This window comes from Leucobacter sp. 7(1) (genome assembly GCF_900163635.1).
Taxonomy (GTDB): domain Bacteria; phylum Actinomycetota; class Actinomycetes; order Actinomycetales; family Microbacteriaceae; genus Leucobacter.
This window is the reverse complement of sequence record NZ_FUID01000039.1, coordinates 1-18,019: the sequence shown is the minus strand read 5'-3', so window position 1 is coordinate 18,019 and position 18,019 is coordinate 1. Positions and strand designations below refer to the sequence as shown.

Annotated in this window: 18 protein-coding genes; 9 read left to right on the top strand and 9 right to left on the bottom strand. The window is 67.3% G+C overall.

Annotation, left to right across the window (positions count from 1 at the left end):
• Positions 1–454: 454 nt before the first annotated feature.
• Positions 455–1,138 (bottom strand): response regulator transcription factor, encoded by a 684-nt coding sequence (locus tag FM113_RS08580; RefSeq protein WP_087013577.1) that lies wholly within the window; start codon positions 1,136–1,138, stop codon positions 455–457.
• Positions 1,131–2,522, bottom strand: coding sequence for an ATP-binding protein (locus FM113_RS08575; protein ID WP_087013574.1), 1,392 nt, complete (start codon positions 2,520–2,522; stop codon positions 1,131–1,133). The genes FM113_RS08580 and FM113_RS08575 overlap by 8 nt, the downstream gene beginning before the upstream one ends.
• 113 nt (positions 2,523–2,635) lie before the next feature.
• Between FM113_RS08575 and FM113_RS08570 the strand changes: the two genes are divergently transcribed.
• Both FM113_RS08570 and FM113_RS08565 read left to right on the top strand, forming a co-directional pair.
• Complete coding sequence (locus FM113_RS08570) at positions 2,636–4,519, top strand: PspC domain-containing protein (protein ID WP_087013571.1); 1,884 nt, start codon at positions 2,636–2,638, stop codon at positions 4,517–4,519.
• Positions 4,516–4,986, top strand: coding sequence for a hypothetical protein (locus FM113_RS08565; protein ID WP_087013568.1), 471 nt, complete (start codon positions 4,516–4,518; stop codon positions 4,984–4,986). The genes FM113_RS08570 and FM113_RS08565 overlap by 4 nt, the downstream gene beginning before the upstream one ends.
• Before the next feature lie 20 nt (positions 4,987–5,006).
• Here FM113_RS08565 and FM113_RS08560 read toward each other — a convergent pair whose 3' ends face one another.
• Both FM113_RS08560 and FM113_RS08555 read right to left on the bottom strand, forming a co-directional pair.
• A complete protein-coding gene (locus FM113_RS08560) occupies positions 5,007–5,645 on the bottom strand; it encodes a hypothetical protein (RefSeq protein WP_087013565.1) in 639 nt (212 codons plus the stop codon).
• Positions 5,646–5,738: 93 nt separating this feature from the next.
• Entirely contained in the window at positions 5,739–7,250 is a 1,512-nt protein-coding gene (locus FM113_RS08555) for a sensor histidine kinase (RefSeq protein ID WP_087013583.1), read from the bottom strand.
• A gap of 193 nt (positions 7,251–7,443) precedes the next feature.
• Between FM113_RS08555 and FM113_RS08550 the strand changes: the two genes are divergently transcribed.
• Positions 7,444–7,953, top strand: a complete 510-nt coding sequence (locus FM113_RS08550) for an Rv3235 family protein (protein WP_087013563.1) — start codon at positions 7,444–7,446, stop codon at positions 7,951–7,953.
• On the opposite strand, the gene rlmB is transcribed toward FM113_RS08550, so the two are convergent.
• The 3 genes from rlmB to phoU form a co-directional block, all read right to left on the bottom strand.
• Positions 7,950–8,972, bottom strand: coding sequence for a 23S rRNA (guanosine(2251)-2'-O)-methyltransferase RlmB (rlmB, locus tag FM113_RS08545; protein WP_087013560.1), 1,023 nt, complete (start codon positions 8,970–8,972; stop codon positions 7,950–7,952). The two genes, FM113_RS08550 and rlmB, sit on opposite strands and share 4 nt — an antisense overlap.
• Positions 8,969–10,408 (bottom strand): cysteine--tRNA ligase, encoded by a 1,440-nt coding sequence (gene cysS, locus FM113_RS08540; protein WP_087013557.1) that lies wholly within the window; start codon positions 10,406–10,408, stop codon positions 8,969–8,971. The genes rlmB and cysS overlap by 4 nt, the downstream gene beginning before the upstream one ends.
• Before the next feature lie 73 nt (positions 10,409–10,481).
• Positions 10,482–11,123, bottom strand: a complete 642-nt coding sequence (gene phoU / locus FM113_RS08535) for a phosphate signaling complex protein PhoU (protein WP_087013554.1) — start codon at positions 11,121–11,123, stop codon at positions 10,482–10,484.
• 137 nt (positions 11,124–11,260) lie between these two features.
• Here phoU and FM113_RS08530 point away from each other — a divergent pair, with 137 nt between their 5' ends.
• Genes FM113_RS08530 through FM113_RS08520 form a run of 3 tightly spaced genes read left to right on the top strand, consistent with a single transcriptional unit; the run spans position 11,261 to position 15,029 of the window.
• Positions 11,261–12,511, top strand: a complete 1,251-nt coding sequence (locus FM113_RS08530; RefSeq protein WP_087013552.1) for a cell wall metabolism sensor histidine kinase WalK — start codon at positions 11,261–11,263, stop codon at positions 12,509–12,511.
• Positions 12,511–13,203 (top strand): response regulator transcription factor, encoded by a 693-nt coding sequence (locus tag FM113_RS08525; protein WP_087013548.1) that lies wholly within the window; start codon positions 12,511–12,513, stop codon positions 13,201–13,203. The genes FM113_RS08530 and FM113_RS08525 overlap by 1 nt, the downstream gene beginning before the upstream one ends.
• Before the next feature lie 53 nt (positions 13,204–13,256).
• Positions 13,257–15,029: a bifunctional 3'-5' exonuclease/DNA polymerase gene (locus FM113_RS08520; RefSeq protein WP_254908928.1), complete on the top strand. Its 1,773-nt coding sequence runs from the start codon at positions 13,257–13,259 to the stop codon at positions 15,027–15,029.
• 78 nt (positions 15,030–15,107) lie between these two features.
• Here the strand turns inward: FM113_RS08520 and FM113_RS08515 are convergent, their stop codons facing one another.
• On the bottom strand, positions 15,108–15,686 hold the full coding sequence (locus FM113_RS08515) for a DNA modification methylase (protein WP_087013545.1): 579 nt from the start codon (positions 15,684–15,686) through the stop codon (positions 15,108–15,110).
• Positions 15,687–15,855: 169 nt separating this feature from the next.
• Here FM113_RS08515 and FM113_RS08510 point away from each other — a divergent pair, with 169 nt between their 5' ends.
• The 3 genes from FM113_RS08510 to ispF all read left to right on the top strand — a co-directional run bounded on the left by FM113_RS08510 (position 15,856) and on the right by ispF (position 17,661).
• Complete coding sequence (locus FM113_RS08510) at positions 15,856–16,341, top strand: CarD family transcriptional regulator (protein ID WP_087013543.1); 486 nt, start codon at positions 15,856–15,858, stop codon at positions 16,339–16,341.
• A gap of 91 nt (positions 16,342–16,432) precedes the next feature.
• Positions 16,433–17,194, top strand: coding sequence for a 2-C-methyl-D-erythritol 4-phosphate cytidylyltransferase (ispD, locus tag FM113_RS08505; RefSeq protein WP_087013540.1), 762 nt, complete (start codon positions 16,433–16,435; stop codon positions 17,192–17,194).
• Positions 17,191–17,661 (top strand): 2-C-methyl-D-erythritol 2,4-cyclodiphosphate synthase, encoded by a 471-nt coding sequence (ispF, locus tag FM113_RS08500; RefSeq protein ID WP_087013537.1) that lies wholly within the window; start codon positions 17,191–17,193, stop codon positions 17,659–17,661. The genes ispD and ispF overlap by 4 nt, the downstream gene beginning before the upstream one ends.
• A gap of 113 nt (positions 17,662–17,774) precedes the next feature.
• Here ispF and FM113_RS08495 read toward each other — a convergent pair.
• The coding region (locus FM113_RS08495; protein ID WP_254908927.1) for an IS30 family transposase at positions 17,775–18,019 on the bottom strand (245 nt) is incomplete at its 5' end.

The window sequence follows — 18,019 nt, the reverse complement described above, 5'->3', positions numbered from 1 at the left end:
AGCCACAGGTGCGCGCGCCAGAACCAGTCCGCGATGGGCTGGCCGCTCCACGCCGAGTTGCCAGTTTCGCGCGTTCCACGCCTCGGGAACGCCCCTAATTGCGTTCTGGACCCGGGAGGCGTGGCCGGGCACCCCGGAAAAGAGCAAGAGGTGAAGCAACGGCCACGCGAATGGGCGGGCGCACGCAACGGGCTCCCCGGCCAGACCAGGCTCAGGCCCTGACTCCCCAAGATCCCAACCCCAAGCCCTAACCCCAACCCCAAACCCTAACCCCGCCGAGTTGCCAGTTTCGCGCGTTCCACGGCCACCGAATGCACATAAGTGCGTTCTCGGCGCCCAACGCGGGAACTCTGCGCGCGGGCGGGGCAGAGCAGGGCACCCGCACCCGCAGGCAGGGTGCAGGGAAGGGCAGCGCAGCGCAGCGCAGCGCAGCGCAGGACAGGCTCCCGCAGCGCTACAGGAGACGGCGGGACAGCGCCCAGGCAGTGAGTTCGTGCCGGTTGGAGAGCTGGAGCTTGCGCAGAACTTTAGACACGTGAGTCTCCACGGTTTTGACGGAAAGGAACAGTTCGGCGGCGACCTCTTTGTAGGCGTAGCCGCGGGCGATCATGCGCATGACCTCCTGCTCACGTGCGGAAAGCCGGTCCAGCTCGTCATCGGCCGCCGCGATTTCCCCGCCGCCGGTCCCAAACGCGTCCAGCACGAACCCTGCGAGCCGCGGGGAGAACACCGCATCGCCGCCGTGCACGCGCACCACGGCGGCGGTGACGTCGGCCCCGGAGGCTGTCTTCGTCAGGTAGCCTCGCGCACCGGCCCGGATCACACTCACCACGTCGTCCGCCGCATCAGACACGCTCAGGGCCAACACCCGGGTGGCCGTTGCGACAGGTGTGGAGGCGAGCAGTCGCAGCACCTCGGCACCACCGCCGCCGGTCCCGCCGGGGAGGTGCACGTCGAGGAGGACAACATCCGGGCCGGTCGCCGCAATCACGCTGACCGCTTCATCAACGGTGCCGGCCTCCCCCACCACGTCCAGTTCCGTCCCCAGCTCGGCGCGGAGACCCGTGCGGAAAATCTGGTGGTCGTCAACGATCACCACTCGGATCAGCGCTGCGGCGTCGTTCTGCTCGCTACTCATGGGTGAGGGGCTCCTCGCTCGGGGCTGACAGGGGTGCTGGGTCGTGGCGCGGGATCCCGAGCCGCACCGACGTTCCGCCGCCCGGCCCAGGCACGATGCGCGCCGTGCCCCCGGCGCGCTCCATGCGGCCCAGGATCGAATCGCGCACGCCCATGCGTCCGGGTGGGAGCTGCTCGAGGTCGAGCCCCGGCCCCCGGTCCGTGACATCAATCGTGATGCGCGCGTCCGTCGCCTCCGCGTAGACGGTGACCTCCCCGCCCGCGTGTCGTGCGGCGTTCAGCATCGCCTCGCGTGCGGCGGCGATGATGGGTTCCGGAACCTCGCCAAGCGCGCCCACCTCGACGATCTCGAACCGCACGGCGTGCTCCTCCTCGAGCGCCGCGGCGAGGGCGCGCAGTTCCTCCCCGACGGCTTCCCGGGGCGGGCGGGGGATCCCATCGGCGGCACGGAACAGCCACTCTCGCAGCTCTCGTTCCTGGCCGCGGGCGATCCGAGACACCTCGCTCCCGGGTTCGGATCGCTGCTGGATCAGGGCAAGGGTCTGCAGTACGGAGTCGTGGAGGTGGGCGGCGATGTCGGAGCGCTCGGCCTCGCGGGCGCGTGCGGCCCGCTCGGCGATCAGCTCACGGTTGAGTCGCAACAGCCACGGCGCGATCGCGAGGGCGACCCCCGCGAGCACGGCGAAGGCCGCGGCGATCACTGTCCAAACGCTGGGTTCCCGGGAAGTGACGAAGAAGAGCAGGACCCCCACAGCTACGAGCGCCAATGCTCCCAGCACCCGGGGAACCTGATTGCGGTCGGGACGATCGCGATCCGCGATCTGCCACCACGCGAGACCCACACCAACGAGCACTGCCATTGCGGGGAGGATCACGGACAGGTTGAGTTCCGCCCCCAGCCTCACCAGGACAAAGCCGAGGCCGGCCACGAGCAGGCAGGCACCGAGCAGGAGTTCCGCGATCGGCCATCGGCTCCGCTGCGCCCCCTCTTGGGGGGCCGTTTCTCCGCCGGGACTGGCTCGTCGCACTTCGGGGCCGGCTGCCGGATCGGTGTGCGGCAGCCATGAGCCGGGCTCGTCCCCTGCACGGCCCGCGGGAGCCGGACCGGGATGGCCGCCCAAGGCACCGTGCCTCACAGGCCCGCTCGGCGTGGCCGGCCGCGTGAGCGCACGCCGCATCGGCACGATCGGATCCGCGTCACCCGCGCGCGGGATCATCGCCCAGAGCCACAGATAGAGCAGCCCGCCGGCACCCCCGAGGAGGGTAAGCGCCAGCATGATCCCGCGGACCACGGTAGCGGGGATCCCGAGGTGATCCGCCAGACCCCCGCACACACCAGCGAGCAACCGGTCGTCGGTCGTACGCAGCAGCGGGGGGCGGGTCATGATTCCATCCAAGCAGGTGCGCCGCCGCCTCGGGGTGCGAATCGGTGAAAGTCAGGGTCGGATCAGGGGGAACCCGCATAGCCCCGAGACGTGGCCTGCGTCAGAATCGAAGCATGACCCATACACCTGACGTAGATCCCGCGGGGCAGCCGTCCCCGGAGACACCCCCGTCCGGGGCGACGCCGCCGCCCACCGGAAGCGCCTTCTTCTCCTGGCTCCGGAATCTCGGCGTTGTCCGCGGGAACGACCGTTGGTTCGCCGGCGTCGCCGGCGGAATCGCGGCCCGAACCGGGCTCGACCCGATGCTTGTCCGCGGTATTTTCGTGGTGCTCGCGCTGCTCGGCGGGCCGGGTGTGCTCGTGTACCTGCTCGCGTGGCTCCTTCTCCCGGATTACACGGGTCGCATCCACGTGGAGGAGATCTTCCGGGGGCGAGCGAGCGCCGGGGTCCTGACCACCGCGATCATTCTCGCGGTTCTCGTCTTTATCCCGGCGGCACTCTCGATTATCGTCCCAGGTATCGCCACGCCGTTCTCGGTTTGGGGCTGGGGCGCCTGGGGCTTCCTCGGACTCCCCGGCTGGTTGAGCGCTACCCTCAGCTGGATCGCCTGGATCGCAATCCTCGTGTTCGGTGGACTCTGGCTCCGGAAGGTCATGCTGACACGTGGCCGCTCACAGCAGACGGGATCTGCGACGCCGGGCGAACCTGGTGCACCCGGTGCGCCTGGTGCGCCCGACGCACCCGCGTTCACCGCCCCCGCAGCATTCACCGCGCCCGCAGCGGACCCGCAGCCCGCAGCCCCGCACGCCGGTAACGCCCCGCAGGCCGATCCCAGATCCGGATCTGCCGGATCCACCGGATCCACCGGATCCACCGGATCCACCGGATCCACCGGATCCACCGGATCCACCGGATCCACCGGATCCACCGGATCCACCGGATCTGCCGGATCAGCCACGCCGACGCCTGGTACCGCAGGATTCACCGCACAGGCGAACGCGTTCGCCGATCGGAGTGAGGAGTTCGCGCACCGCGTGGGCGAACAGGCCGGTGCCTGGGGACAGCGCGCCGGTGAAACGGCAACGCGCTGGAGTGACGAGGTCGGCAAGCAGGCCGACGCCTGGAGCGCTCGCTACGCCGAGCACCACGACGCGCACAAGCTGGGGGCCGGACACGTCGTGCTCACGCTGGCGCTTGCGCTCTTGGCCGCGGGCGGGGCGGCAGCCTGGGCCTTCAGCGCAGACCCGGTCCTCCCGTTCTCGAGCGGGGTCCACCCCGCCGCGATCGCCGCACTCGCTGCCGCGCTGGGTGTGCTGGCGATCTCGCTCATCATCGCGGGCATTCGGGGACGTCACACCGGCTGGGTCGGCTTCCTCTCGTGTGTCGGGGTGCTCGCGTTGCTCGTCACGGTGGTGCTGCCCTGGGGCACCCGGTTCCTTCCTTTTGGCACCATGCACGTGACCGGCGGCAGTGTCCCCGGCGCGGTGCTCCTCGCGGGAACCTCCGAGGTAGACCTGACCACGCTACGCTCCGGCGACACTGATCTCGTGCTCTGGCAGCTCGCGGGGCGCAGCGAAATTGAGCTCCCCACGAACGCGCCTGCGCTTGTCACCGTGCGAATGCTCGCCGGGCAAATGTCTGACGCTGACGATGAGGGCGAACGGATGGCTGGGCCATTCTTGAACAGAACTATCGCGGTGAATGTGCCGGATCGGGCCTCCACCCGCGGCGTACCTCACGTCACTGTCTATCTGCTCGCCGGGCAGGTCACAATCTCGGGAGCTGACGGTGCCGCGGGTTCAGCTGAGCGCGGCTTCAGCGTCACGGACCTCAGTCGCGAGGCGGAGGAGCGCACCGCGGGTCTCGAGTCTGAGATCGCCCGAGTGGAGTGGCTACTGGAAAATCCCGACATCACCGAGGGAAAACGTGACGGGCTTGAGCGCAAGCGGGACGCGCTCGAATTGAAGCTCGATCGAGAATTGGAGGGGGCACGATGACCACCACACCCCGCGCAGATGAACCGGCAACCCCTGATGTTCCGGGGGCGGATGGCACCGCCTCGCTCCCGGTAGCGGCATCCGTTGACACGGCCCCCGACGGCGACGCCACGGCTGTCCTTCCCCAGGCACCCGCGTCGGGATCGGACGCCCCGACGGCGTCGGTTCCCGCATCAGCCGCACCCTCGGGTGGCCCGTACCAGGCCGCTCACGGCAACCCCTCCCAGGCACCCCAGACTGCACCGCACCCTGCCCAGCCGAGCCCCGCTCCCACACGCCCGCTCCCCCGCACCGGCCCGATCGTGTGGGGCGCACTGATCCTCGTCTTTTGCGGCTATGTGGTGCAGCGCTCCTTCGGCTCCGGGCAGCTTGACGGTGACGCCTGGGTGATCGCGACAATGCTCGGACTGGGGGCGATCCTGCTCGCGGTAGGCACGGCAGTGATTGTCCGAAACCGTCGGCGCTGATCTGGGTGCGGTCCGACAGGTCAGGGCTGGGGCTCGAGCTGCGCTCGGGACTCCATGTCGGAGCCGTCTGGCATATCCCAGCCCGATGCGTAGAGCATCCCCGCGGGACCGTAGACGAGTTGCACCTGCGCGGTGCTCGCGCAGGCGCGGTCCGGGTCGTGCGTGACAGTTTCCGTGATGCGTGCCCGGATCCCGCGGGGGCCCGGCTGCGGCTCCGAGACATCCTCCGCGGCGGGGGCTGCCCAGGTGCCGCTGCACCCGAGCTCCACATAGGTAAAGGTGCCGGTAACGTCACACCCCTCGTCCTGAACCGTGGCCTCGATGCGGTACGTTTTGCCGCCATGCTCCCGGATTGTGCCACCCCAGCGACCGCTCGCGTTGCTGTCGGTAAACCGCATGTCCCGTCGCGTTGAGCCGTCTGCGCAGAGCGCCACCTCGGTGCGTTCAGGCGTGGGTGTTGCCGTTTCGGGCACCCGAGTCACGGGTGTCGGATCCGGCTCAGCCGCCGACTCGGCAGGTACGGAGAGCGAAAGTGTGAACGGGCCGCACCCGGTGAACGCCGTTGCGATCGCGGTCGCGAGGAGCACCGCGATCGGGACGCGTCGAAAGCCTGTCCTGGATCGCCGGCGTTCGCACGGCGCGTGATTCTGACGGCGCATAGGATCTCCTAGCCTTCACATTAACTGTGGGCATCCTATCAATTGCCACTGCACCGTTCCACCGGCGCAATTCGCACGGCCGCGGCCGCGCGGCTACACGCGAACGCGCGGCATCTCACGGGTCTGCGTGGAGATCCAGTGCAACGGGAACTGGATCGCGACTCGCGTCCCACCGCCCGCATCCGGGGCCCACTCAATTGTGCCGCCAAGCTCGCCCTCAATCAGCGTGCGCACGATCTGAGTGCCGAGGCCGTCCCCGACGGTGCCACCGGGAAGTCCAGTGCCCGTGTCCACGACCTCGACGGCGAGGCGCTGCTCGTTCCGGTCCGCCCGGATAAACACCTCACCCTCGCGGCCCGCAAGCCCGTGCTCTACTGCGTTGGTCACGATCTCGGTGAGTGCGAGCGCCAGCGGGGTCGCGTACTCCGAGGGCAGTTCCCCGAACGACCCCTCCTTGTGCGGGTGCACCGTGGTGCCGTGCAGGCTCGCCACCTCGGCCGCAAGCCCAAGCACACGCGCAAAGACCTCGTCAAAGTCGACGATCTGGGACAGCCCGGTCGCAAGCGTGTCGTGGACCACGGCGATGGCGGCGACGCGACGCATCGCCTGCCCCAGCACCTCTTTGGCTTCCTCGCTGCGCGCACGGCGCGCCTGCACGCGCAGAAGGGAGGCCACTGTCTGCAAGTTGTTCTTGACCCTGTGGTGGATCTCGCGGATCGTCGCGTCGCGAGTGATGAGCTCCTGTGCCTGCTGGCGCAGCTCGGTCACATCGCGGGTAAGCACGATTCCTCCGACACGAGCCCCGTCCCGGAACACGGGGATCGACCGCAGAGTGACGGTGCGGCCCCGCGCATCGATCTCCACGCGCTTCGCGATCTTGCCCTGAGCGATCAGCGGGAGCGATTCGTTCGTGTCAAACTGTCCCTTCACGATCTCCGCAATCACTTCAGCGAAGTTCTCGCCCTCGATCTCGTCGCGGTAGCCCAGCGTTGTGAATGTGGTTTGCGTGTTTGGACTGGCAAATGTCGCCTCACCCTCGAGGTTGATACGCACAAGCCCGTCGGAGGCCCGAGGAGACCCCTGTTCCCCGCCACGCGAATTGCTCGGAGTCGGGAACAGCCCATCCTGGATCATGCCAAACAGGTCCTCCGCCACCTCCCGGAAAGCGGCACCGATGCGCGATGCCGGCTGCGTGTCCGCGACGCTCGTGTGCACAGTGAGGACCGCGAATGGGCCCTGGAGTGCGCCTTGCGCGTCAATCCGGTTCACCGAGTACGCGGTGAGGCGCATCGGATGTTCCTCATACCACGCGGGCGAGGTGGAGACCGCGCGCTTGCCGGTCGTCATCGCCTGATCCACAAGCCCACGCCAGTCAGAACGCAGGAAGTCGCCGATCACATCGCGGTAGAACAGCGTGACAGATCCAGCCGGCCGGCTATGCGCCACCGCCAGATACTCATCGTTCTCGGTCGGCACCCACAGCACCACGTCGCTGAGTGCGAGGTCGGCGAGGAGTTGCCAGTCGAGTGCGAGCAGCTCAAGCCACTCGATCTCTTCTTCGCTGATCGAGGAATACTTCGTCGCAAGGTTCCGCAGTGTAGCCACGTCACCAGAGTAGAGCACGCACGGTGTGAACGCGGGAACGGCCCGCGCACCCGGAAGCTCCTGGGTGAAAAAGGTATTTGACCCAGATTGTGTGAATTTTTCTAGGGTGGGCATCACACATCTCGATCCCGGGTCCCCAGGGCGACGTGGGGGATCTCGCGCTATACATTCCGGGACCACCGAAAGGATCCCAGTGTCAGAGTCGACCGCTGTCCGAGCACTGTCAGACATCGTTCCCGGAAGCGATAATCGACGCTCCCGATACGTGCACCGGAGCGCTCACAAGGACGGTGCCGCGCGCCTCGAACTCGTCACCTCGCCGCCAGGAGAACCCGACTCACGAGTCCCGGCGAACCCACCGGTGCCGCTCCCGCCCCCGGAAACCGCCATTCAGCGGCTCGCGCTCTACGCCTTCGAAGCAATCGAAGGGACCCGCTCGATCTCACAGCTGGCGGGCACCGTCACGCCCGAAGTTGTCCGCGAGCTGCAGGCGCGCCGCTCGCTACGCGTCGAGCGCCGGACCCTCATCCACGATCAACGCCGGATCGTCGCGCTTCCGGGGCCAGCCCACACCAGTAGGCCGCACCCCGAGATTGTGGAGGCCGCGGTGGTACTTCATGCACGGGGGCGCACCAGCGTTGTCGCGCTCCGACTTGAACGAAACGCGGAGCGCTGGCGCGCCACAGAGCTCACCGTGCTTTAGCTGGCGTCAGCCGCATCCGCCGCAGCACCACGCAGGCGCGACACCTCGTACAGTGCCACACTCGCCGCAATACCGGCATTCAGCGACTCGGTGACCTCGTGAATCGGGATCGACACGATCGCGTCACAGGTCTCAGTCACGAGGCGGGACAGGCCTTTGCCCTCGCTGCCGATTACGATCATCAGCGGCCGGTCAGCGAGCTCGAGACCGGGCAGCATAACGTCGCCGTCGCCGTCGAGGCCGACGATGAACACGCCCTGCTTTTTGAACTCTTTGATCGTCTGCGTCAGGTTCGAAGCCATCGCGACCGGGATCCGCGCTGCGGCACCCGCGGAGGTCTTCCACGCGGCCGAGTTCAGACCAGCCGAGCGGCGCTGCGGCACAACAACCCCCTGGCCTCCGAACGCGCCGACGGAACGGATGATCGCGCCCAGGTTGCGCGGATCCGTGACCCCGTCGAGGGCCACGATCAGCGGCGTATCGCCGCGTTCGACGATCTGGTCCAGCATCTCCATCGGATGCGCGTAGTCCATCGGCGGCACCTTCAGGACAACGCCCTGGTGCACGGTGTCGCGCTCCGTCATGCGGTCAAGCTCTTGCCGCATGACCTCAAGCACGGGCACGCTGCGGTTCGTGGCCAGGCGCAGGATCTCCCGCATCCGGTCGTCCATCTCAACCTTCGCGGCGATGTACAGCGTTGACGCGGGGATGCGGGCGCGCAGCGCCTCGACGACCGCGTTGCGACCGGTCACAAGCTCAGACTCGTCCTTCTTGCGCGGTCCGCCGGACGAACGCCCACGATCGAGCGGCTGCCCGGTACGCGCGGCGTGACGCTCCTTGGCGGCAACGAAACGCTCGCGCGACTTCTTCGCCTTGTAGGCGGCGTGGTACTCGCGGTCCTCGGCCCGCGGCGTGGGTCCGCGGCCCTCAAGCGCCTGGCGCCCCTGTCCTCCGGAACCGACGCCCTTGCCGAGCCCCTTCTTCCGGATAGCTCCGGTACGGCTCTTTTTGTTACTCATGTCAGGCTCCAGCGTGTTCCGGTTGGGGTGTCTTCAAGCACGACCCCTGCGTCCTGCAGGGAGTCGCGAATCTCGTCGCTCTTCGCGAAATCTCGGTTCGCGCGTGCCTCAGATCGCTGCGCGATAAGCGCCGTGACGAGACTGTCGAGCGCGGTAGTGCGCTCTGCGCCTGCCCAGTGCGGGTCTCTCGGATCGAGACCGAGCACCTCGAGCATGCCAAGAATCTGATAAGTATACGTGGCGATAGCCGCAGAATCCTGCGCGGCCCGATCATCGAGCAGCGAATTCCCCGCGCGCACGGCCTGATGGATCACCGCGAGCGCCTGCGGGATCGCGAAATCGTCGTGCATCGCCGCAACAAACTCGGCGGGGAGCTGTTCAGCCTGCACGGGAGCCTGATGACTCAATTCGACAACGATCCCTGCGTCCACGGCCCGCGCGAGGAACCCCTCGATCCGCGAGAACGCGGCCTCAGCCTCGGCGAGCGAGGTGTCCGAGAAATCAAGCACCGAGCGATAGTGTGCCGATCCCAGGTAGTAGCGCAGCACCACGGGCCGGGCCTGCGCGAGCAGATCCGCTGCGAACAGTGAGTTACCCAGCGACTTCGACATCTTCTGGCCGCCCGTGTTGACGAGCCCGTTGTGGACCCAGTGCCGCGCAAAAGCATGTCCGGCGGCCTGCGACTGGGCCAGTTCGTTTTCGTGATGCGGGAAGCGCAGGTCGAGCCCGCCACCGTGGATATCGAATTCCTCACCCAGGTAGCGGTGAGCCATCGCCGAGCACTCAATGTGCCAGCCGGGGCGGCCGCGCCCCCAGGGCGAAGGCCAGGACGCCGATTCGGGCTCGGTGTCGCGGTACGCCTTCCAGAGCGCGAAATCGCGCGGATCACGCTTCCCGACAGGCTCGGAGTCGGCCGCGTCTTCCATCTGGTCGCGGCGCTGGCGGGTCAACGCACCGTATTCGGGCCAGCTCGCCGTATCGAAATAGACGCTCGCCGAACCGTCCGCTGCCGGATAGGCGTGGCCCCGAGCAATCAACCGCTCGATCAGTGTGATCATCCGGTCCACGTTTGCCGTGGCTCGGGGCTCATACGTGGGCGGGAGGACACCGAGCGCCTCGTACGCGGCCGTAAACTCGCGTTCCACGCGGTAGGCGAGCCCCCACCACTGCTCGCTGCCGCCCGCTTCTTGGCCGAGGCGCGCGTTGTCCAGGACCTTATCGTCGATGTCCGTGACGTTGCGGATCAGCGTGACGTCGTGCCCGGTCGCAGCGAACCACCGCCGCATCTGGTCGTACACGAGCGCACTGCGCAGGTGTCCGATGTGCGGCGAGGACTGCACCGTCGGCCCACACACGTACAGCCCGACCCGGCCCGCCTCGCGGGGCTCGAAGTCGACAACCGACTGGGTGCGGGAATCGTAAATGCGCTGGTTCACACTGCCTAGCCTACTGCCAGAGCCCACCCGCACCAGGGGTGCGGGTGGGCTCTGGGTTACTCAGATCCGCCGATCAGTCCAGCGATCCGCTGAGGAAGAACTGCATCTGCTTGGCGACGCTCACGGCGTGATCGCCGAAGCGCTCGTGATAGCGGCTCGCGAGGGTCGCGTCCACGACCCCGGTCGGGTTGTCGGCGAGCTTGTCGCTGAGCACCTTCTCGAACACTTTCGCGTGCAGCTCGTCCAGATCGTCGTCAAGATCACGAATCTCGTCGATGACCTTTGCGTCCTGCGTGCGCAGCAGTTCCACGAGCTTCGACGCCATTTCGACGTCAAGCGCAGCCATCCGCACGAAGGTCTTACTCAGGCCCTTCGGGATCGCGCTCTCCGGGTAGCGGTAGCGTGCGAGCTGCGCGATGTGCTGGGCCAGATCCGCCATCCGCTCCAGTGACGAGCTCATGCGCAACGCCCCCACAACCAGGCGCAGATCCGATGCGACCGGCTGCTGCCGGGCCAGGATATCGATCGCCTGCTGATCGAGCTCCGCGGCCAGCGTCTCGATCTCCTCGACACTGTCAATCACTCGCTCGGCGACGGCGACGTCCGAGTTGCCGAACGCGCTCGTGGCATCCTCGATCGCAATCTCGACAAGTTCGGCGATCTTGACGAGCCGATCCTGCACCTCGCGTAGCGACTGCTGAAACACTTCACGCATGTCGTTTCCTCTCTTCCGTTTCGCGCCTCCGGGCACCCTCCCCAGTGTGAGCGCCGTCGATGAACCGTGCCGCACCGGCAGGTGAACAACAGTTGAACTCTGCTGGTTCCAGAAATCGTCACTCTACGATGAGAGTCATGGACCCGGCTTTGCTCGTACTCACCTCGATCGCACTCGGCGTGCTGATCGGCGCAGGTACCACGGTAGCAATCGTGGGCGCGCGGCGTGCGGGTGTGCGCCGGGCGGCCGAGATGCGCCCCGAACTCCCCGAGGTGGCGACCTCGATCCTCGATGAGATCGACACGTTTGCGGTGATTCTCGACTCTTCGCTCGCGCCTGTCTACGCAAATCCAACCGCACGCGAGGAACGCCACATCGGCGACGCCGAACTCGCCGATCCGGAACTACTCAGCCGCGTGCGGCGGGTGATGTCGAGCGGGGTGCCAGACACCCACGAGCCGGATCCCAATAACCCCGCGGACACAGTCCGGATTCACATCGTTCGGTTCCAACGCCGCTTTGTGCTGATCCTCGCTGAGGACCTTGGGGAAGAACAGCGGGTGAACGCGATGCGCCGCGACTTCATCGCGAACGTGAGCCACGAACTCAAGACACCGATCGCGGCGATCGGACTCCTTTCCGAGGCGACGCAGCAGGCAGCGGAGGAACCCGAGCTCGTGCGCGAATTCACGAGGAGCCTGGTGAAGGAGTCTCGCCGCTTGGGCGAGCTCTCACGCGACATCATCCAGCTTTCCGAGGCGCAGTCGGCGCTGCGCCCTGAGGACCGCGAGGCGGTGTCCCTGCGAGATCTCGTGCGGGGTGAGGTCGACTCCCACCGCTCCTTCGCCGGGCAGAACGGCGTCGAACTCATCGTGACCGATGAATCGCCGGCCGGGCAGGAAGATACGATTCTTGGCCGCCCGACCGCGCTCGCGTCGGCGGTGGCGAACCTGCTGAGCAACGCGGTGCGCCACTCCCCCGAGGGTGGCCGCGTCGGGATCGGGATGAGCGCGGAGAAAGAACGCTTCACCGTGACGGTGACGGATCAGGGAGACGGCATCGCGCCGGAACACCTGCCCCGCATCTTCGAGCGGTTCTACCGCGTCGATGGTGCCCGCACCCGCGGCGACGGCGGCACCGGCCTGGGCTTGAGTATCGCCCGCCATACGATGCGGGCTCACGGCGGCGACGTCGACGTCTGGTCGCAGCCCGGCGTAGGCTCCAGCTTCACGCTCACCTTTCCGCTCCACGAAACGCAGAAGTCCGCCAAGGGCGCAAAGCGAATCAAGAAAGCGAAGCGGGCCGTCCGCACCGCCGCCGAGCGCACGCAGGCTTCCCGATCCACCCCGGCTGCTCCGGCCGCCCGCCCCCCGAAGGGATCTCACTAGTGGCACAGCACATCTTGCTCGTCGAAGACGAGGAGTCAATTTCTCGCCCGCTCGCGTTTCTGCTGGAGCGCGAGGGCTACCGGGTCACGGTCGCGAACGACGGCACGCAGGCGCTCAGCACCTTCGCTGAGGTCCAGCCCGACCTCATACTGCTCGACCTCATGTTGCCCAGTCTGCCCGGCACCGAGGTGTGCCGCGCGATCCGGCTCACCTCCCAGGTCCCCATCATCATGCTCACCGCGAAGGACAGCGAGATCGATATCGTCGTGGGCCTGGAGCTCGGTGCCGACGACTACATCACCAAGCCCTACTCGACCCGCGAACTGCTCGCGCGCGTGCGTGCTGCGCTACGCCGATCCGGCCCTGTTGAGGAGGAGCGCGAGAACCTCGACGCCTTTGTCCTGGACGAGCTCGGGATCCGGCTCGACTCCGAGCGTCACGCCGTCACCGTGCGTGGGGAGGAGATTGCGATGCCACTGCGGGAGTTCGAACTCCTCGAAATGCTCATGCGGCACTCCGGCCGGGTCCTCACGCGAGGCCAGCTCATCGACCGAGTATGGGGCAGCAACTACTACGGCGACACAAAGACGCTCGACGTCCACGTCAAGCGCATCCGCGCGCGGATTGAGGAAGAGGCGTCACAGCCGAAGCTCATCTCAACGGTTCGCGGCGTCGGCTACCGCTTCGGCTGAGCCCGGTTGCACGGGAAAGCTCCGGTGTCGGTGGCGAGCAGTACGCTGAGCCCGTGCCCACTACCGACACCCTCCCCAGCCATCCCGCGCCACCGCGCTGGTGGCTGATCGGCGTATCAGCGGGCGAGTCCGCGGCTGACGGTGCGTGCCTCGCGGTGCCGATCCCGGCAGTCGGTTCCGTTGGCACCCCGGTCCCCCTCACACAGGCACAACTCCCGCGGTTTGTGGCCGAGCAAGAAGCGCAGGGCGCGGTTCGGTGGGTGTGGAGCGACACCCCCCACTGGGCGCGGCTGCTGATCGACGCCGGTATTCGCGTGGCGCGCTGCCATGATCTGCGGTTGTGTCACGCAATTCTGGCCAGTTCTGAGCACGTAACGGATCCGGCACCGCTTCGTGCCGCGGCAGAGTGGGCGGTGGGCCCGGCGCTCCCTGTCCCGGAGGTGGCACCCGAGGCCACGCTCTTCGATCTGGGGCTCGCCGCTGCCCAGCCCGACAGCGTGCCGCACACCGCCTCAGCCGCGCTCGCCGAGTTCGCGCGCCAGCGGACGGCAAGCGAGGGCAACCCCGGCTTGCAAATCCTCCTCGCGGCGGAGTCCGCGGGCGCACTCATCGCCGCGGAAATGTCCGCGGCGGGCCTCCCCTGGGATGCGATCGAGCACGACCGAATCCTTGCGGCCGAGCTCGGTCCCAGACCCGCGCCGGGCGCGAAGCCCGCCCGCATGATCGCACTCGGCGAGCAGGTTCGCGCGGCCCTGGGAGACCCACAAGCCAGTCTCGATTCCCCACCCAAGCTCGTCCGCTCGCTGCGAAGTGCCGGGATCGGCGTAGCCTCCACCTCAAAATGGGAGCTGATGGAGCACGAGCACCCGGCGATCGCACCGCTCCTCAGCTACAAGAAGTTGGCCCGATTGCTCTCCGCGAACGGCTGGGTCTGGCTCGATGAGTGGGTCAGGGATGGCCGCTATCGGCCCGTGTATGTGCCGGGCGGCGTTGTGACCGGGAGATGGGCGTCCAGCGGGGGCGGCGCGCTCCAGCTTCCCCGACAGCTCCGTCCCGCCCTCCGCGCCGACCCTGGCTGGCGGCTTGTCAGCGCCGACGTGGCGCAACTCGAACCGCGAGTGCTCGCAGCGACCGCGGGCGATCACGCGCTGGCCGCCGCAGCGCGCGGCACCGACCTCTACTCCGGGATCGTCGCCTCGGGTGCCGTGACAACCCGCGAAGAAGCGAAGTTTGCAATGCTCGGGGCGATGTACGGGGCCACCACCGGCGAGGCGGGACGCCTCGCGCCGCGGCTTCGCAGGAGCTATCAGGCAGCGATGGGGATGCTCGATCGCGCCGCTGCCACCGGGGAGCGTGGCGGGCAGGTCTCCACGCGCTTAGGGCGCACCTCACCCCTCCCGTCGCCAGAATGGCGTGCCGAGCAGGCACAGGCAAGCCTCCCCGGAGCAAGCACTGCGGACGAAGCGCGGGCCAGGCGCGCGTCGCGAGAATACGGCAGGTTTACCAGGAACTTTGTGGTGCAGGGCACCGCCGCCGAGTGGGCGCTCGCGTGGCTCGGGGGCTTGCGCGCCCGTCTCGCTGCGCTCCCCGAAATTGGACCCGCTGAGCTCGCGTCTGGAGCCTCGGGACGCACCTTCGCCCGGAGGGCACACCTCGTCTTTTTTCTCCACGACGAAGTGATCGTACACGCCCCAGAAACTCTGGCCGAGGACGTCGCCGCCGCAATCACCGCTGCCGCCGCCGACGCAGGGCAGCTCCTATTCCCCGGGGCCCCCATCGATTTCCCACTCGATCTCCGGATAGCGGAACGATCCGACGCGAAATAGGCAAGCTGTGAAACGACGGAGGCCCCCAACACCACGAGGGTGCTGGGGGCCTCCGTCCGGGCCGCGTGGGCGGAGTGCTTAGTTCTCGGGCTTGTCGACCGTGGACTGCGCTGCCTCAGCGTCCTCGGCCTCAAGCTTCTTCGCATCCTCGGAGACGTCTGCGTCCTGGGAGAAGTTCGCGGGAAGCACGTAGTCGCGGTACTCCTCAAGTGTGCCGTCGAGCACGGGGATCCGGTGGTGCACCTCGTCGCTGCCGGCCTGCTGGAAGTAGGCGTCGACAGTCGCGCCAGGCTTGGCACCCGGGATCGACACGAGCACCGGAGCCTCTGCACCAGCCGGGTTCCCGAACAGCGTGTTGCCGGTCGGCACGGTGAACTCCGCGCGCGCCTGCTGTGTTCCCTCACCCATGAAGTTGATCGCGATGTCCTGCGGAGCCTCAGAGAGATTCACCGCACCGAACACGACGTTGAAGTTCTCGCCGCTCTTGTCCGCAATAAGCATGATGTTGCGCACATCCACGTTCTCAAGGTTGACTTCGACACCGTCGCTCGGTGCGTAGTGCTCGAGCGTGCCCTGCGGCGCAATCAGGCTGCACCCGGTAGCCCCGAGGGCAAGAGCTGCCGCGATCGCAATAGACGAGGCAATCCGAATCTTCAAGGTGGTCCTCCGAGCCGTGGATGTATCGGTGTGTGCCACGCCACGAACCGACGCGCACAGTCATCCTCAATCATAGCCGCCCCCACACGACGCTTGCAGCTTAGGGTTACCTAACACGGGGCAAACGCGGTGTGGTATTCTAATGGTTGGACTGTAAAGGAGCCACTCGATGCAATTTGAGGTCGGAGAGACCGTTGTCTACCCCCACCATGGCGCCGCCAAGATCATCGAGGTGAAGAAGCGCAAGCTGGGTGGCGAAGAAAAGCTTTTCCTGAAGCTGCAGGTCAACCAGGGAGATCTCACAATTGAGGTCCCCGCGGAGAACTGCGATCTCGTCGGTGTACGCGACGTGATTGACCAGGAAGGACTCGAGCGCGTGTTCGAGGTACTTCGCGCCCCCTTCACCGAAGAACCGACAAACTGGTCACGCCGATACAAGGCCAACCTTGAGAAGCTCGCCTCCGGCGACGTGATCAAGGTGTCCGAGGTCGTGCGTGATCTGTGGCGCCGCGATCAGGAAGTCCGCTCGCTGTCAGCGGGCGAGAAGCGCATGCTCGCGAAGGCGCGGCAGATCCTCGTCTCCGAGTTGGCACTCGCTGAGAAGACGGATGAGGAAAAGGCCGGCGCGGTCCTCGATGAGGTCCTCGCGTCCTAACCGCCGCACCATCTGAACGCCCCGTGCCCAGCACGGGGCGTTTTGCGTTTCCGGGCGCGCGGGATTCGTGTCGCGCCGTTATCCTGAGGGCATGAGCGCACTCTCCTCAGACCCCCGGCACTCGCTCGCGTCCCTCGGCGTGATTCTCGTTGGTGCCGGATCCGGCACCCGTCTGGGGGCGGGAATCCCCAAGGCCTTCGTGGAGCTCCACGGGCGCACCCTCATCGAGTTCGGCATCAGCGTCGTGACGTCGCTCCCCCACAGCGGGCACCTCGCGATCGTGGTCCCTGAGTCGCGCGCTGCGCAGACCCTCGCACTCGTAGACGCGATTGTCCCCTCAGGCTCTGCCTGGAGCGTGTCCGTCGTGGGCGGCGGACGCGAGCGGCACGAGTCTGTGCGCTTTGGCCTCGACGCTCTGCCGGACACTGTCGACACCGTGCTCGTGCATGACGCGGCGCGTCCCTTCGCGAGCGCGGCGCTTTTTGAGCGTGTCACGGCCGAGGTGCAGCGCACGGGAGCTTCCGTTGTCCCCGCTCTCCCCGTCGCAGACACGCTGAAGCGAGTGGACGACGCGGGCGTGGTCCACGAGACCGTTGACCGCGCGCCCCTCGTGGCTGTGCAAACGCCGCAGGGCTTCCCCCGCGAACTGCTGGCGACCGCGCACGCCGCCCGGCCGGACGAGCACGCCGCACACCCGCCCACCGACGACGCTGAAGTCGTGCAGCGCGCGGGTGGTCAGGTCCGCACCGTTCCCGGCGAACTGCGGGCGCACAAGCTCACCACCCCGGACGACCTACCGCTCCTCGAGTACTTCCTGGCCGCAAACATCGCAGGCCTGGAGGTGGAGGCGTGATCCGGGTCGGCAGTGGCTTCGACGTGCACGCCTACGATCCCGCGTCACCACTCAGGCTGGCCGGGCTGGACTGGCCGGGCGAGCCCGGGCTCTCGGGACATAGCGACGGCGATGCGGTGTGCCACGCGATCGTTGACGCGCTGCTCTCCGCAGCGGGCCTGGGAGACATCGGCGGCCTCGTCGGCGTCGACGAGCCAGGCACCGAGGGTGCCGCAAGCACGGGCTTTGTGCGGTTGGCACTTGCACGTCTCGCGGAACAGGGCTGGGAGCCCGTCAACGTGACCGTACAGATCGTCGGCAACCGGCCGCGGTTTTCTGCCCGCCGGGACGAGGCACAGCGCGTGATGAGCGAGCTCGTCGGCGCCCCCGTGTCCCTCGCCGCCACCACGACTGACCATTTGGGCTTCACGGGGCGCGGCGAGGGCCTCGCCGCCATCGCGACGGCCCTGATCCAGCGCGCGGCCTAGCCCCGCAAGCCCGAACACGGGTCCCCACGCCCCCGCGTCCCCGCGTCCCCGCGTCCCCGCGTCTCCGCGTCCTCGCCGAGGGGACGCACTTCGGGGTCATTTGTGTGGCGGTCTCAGGTGGTGAGTGCAACACCCCTGAGGTACTCGTCTAGTGTCTCAGCCGGCGTATTAAACCCCAACGTTTTCCGCGGGCGAGCATTCAGCAAGTCCTGCATCTGCCGCAACTCGTCCTCGGACACGTCGTTGAAGTTCGTGCCCTTGGGATAGAAATCACGGATGAGTCCGTTGAGGTTCTCGTTCGATCCCCGCTGCCACGGCGAGTGGGGATCACAAATAAACACCGGGATCCCCGAATCGA

What these genes read in the sequence shown, in the direction of transcription:
- FM113_RS08570 (WP_087013571.1), top strand. Translation starts at nt 2,636, where the DNA reads ATGACCCATACACCTGACGTAGATCCCGCGGGGCAGCCGTCCCCGGAG.
- FM113_RS08510 (WP_087013543.1), top strand. Translation starts at nt 15,856, where the DNA reads ATGCAATTTGAGGTCGGAGAGACCGTTGTCTACCCCCACCATGGCGCC.
- FM113_RS08530 (WP_087013552.1), top strand. Translation starts at nt 11,261, where the DNA reads ATGGACCCGGCTTTGCTCGTACTCACCTCGATCGCACTCGGCGTGCTG.
- ispD (WP_087013540.1), top strand. Translation starts at nt 16,433, where the DNA reads ATGAGCGCACTCTCCTCAGACCCCCGGCACTCGCTCGCGTCCCTCGGC.
- FM113_RS08575 (WP_087013574.1), bottom strand. Translation starts at nt 2,522, where the DNA reads ATGACCCGCCCCCCGCTGCTGCGTACGACCGACGACCGGTTGCTCGCT.
- rlmB (WP_087013560.1), bottom strand. Translation starts at nt 8,972, where the DNA reads ATGAGTAACAAAAAGAGCCGTACCGGAGCTATCCGGAAGAAGGGGCTC.
- phoU (WP_087013554.1), bottom strand. Translation starts at nt 11,123, where the DNA reads ATGCGTGAAGTGTTTCAGCAGTCGCTACGCGAGGTGCAGGATCGGCTC.
- FM113_RS08560 (WP_087013565.1), bottom strand. Translation starts at nt 5,645, where the DNA reads ATGCGCCGTCAGAATCACGCGCCGTGCGAACGCCGGCGATCCAGGACA.
- FM113_RS08565 (WP_087013568.1), top strand. Translation starts at nt 4,516, where the DNA reads ATGACCACCACACCCCGCGCAGATGAACCGGCAACCCCTGATGTTCCG.
- FM113_RS08580 (WP_087013577.1), bottom strand. Translation starts at nt 1,138, where the DNA reads ATGAGTAGCGAGCAGAACGACGCCGCAGCGCTGATCCGAGTGGTGATC.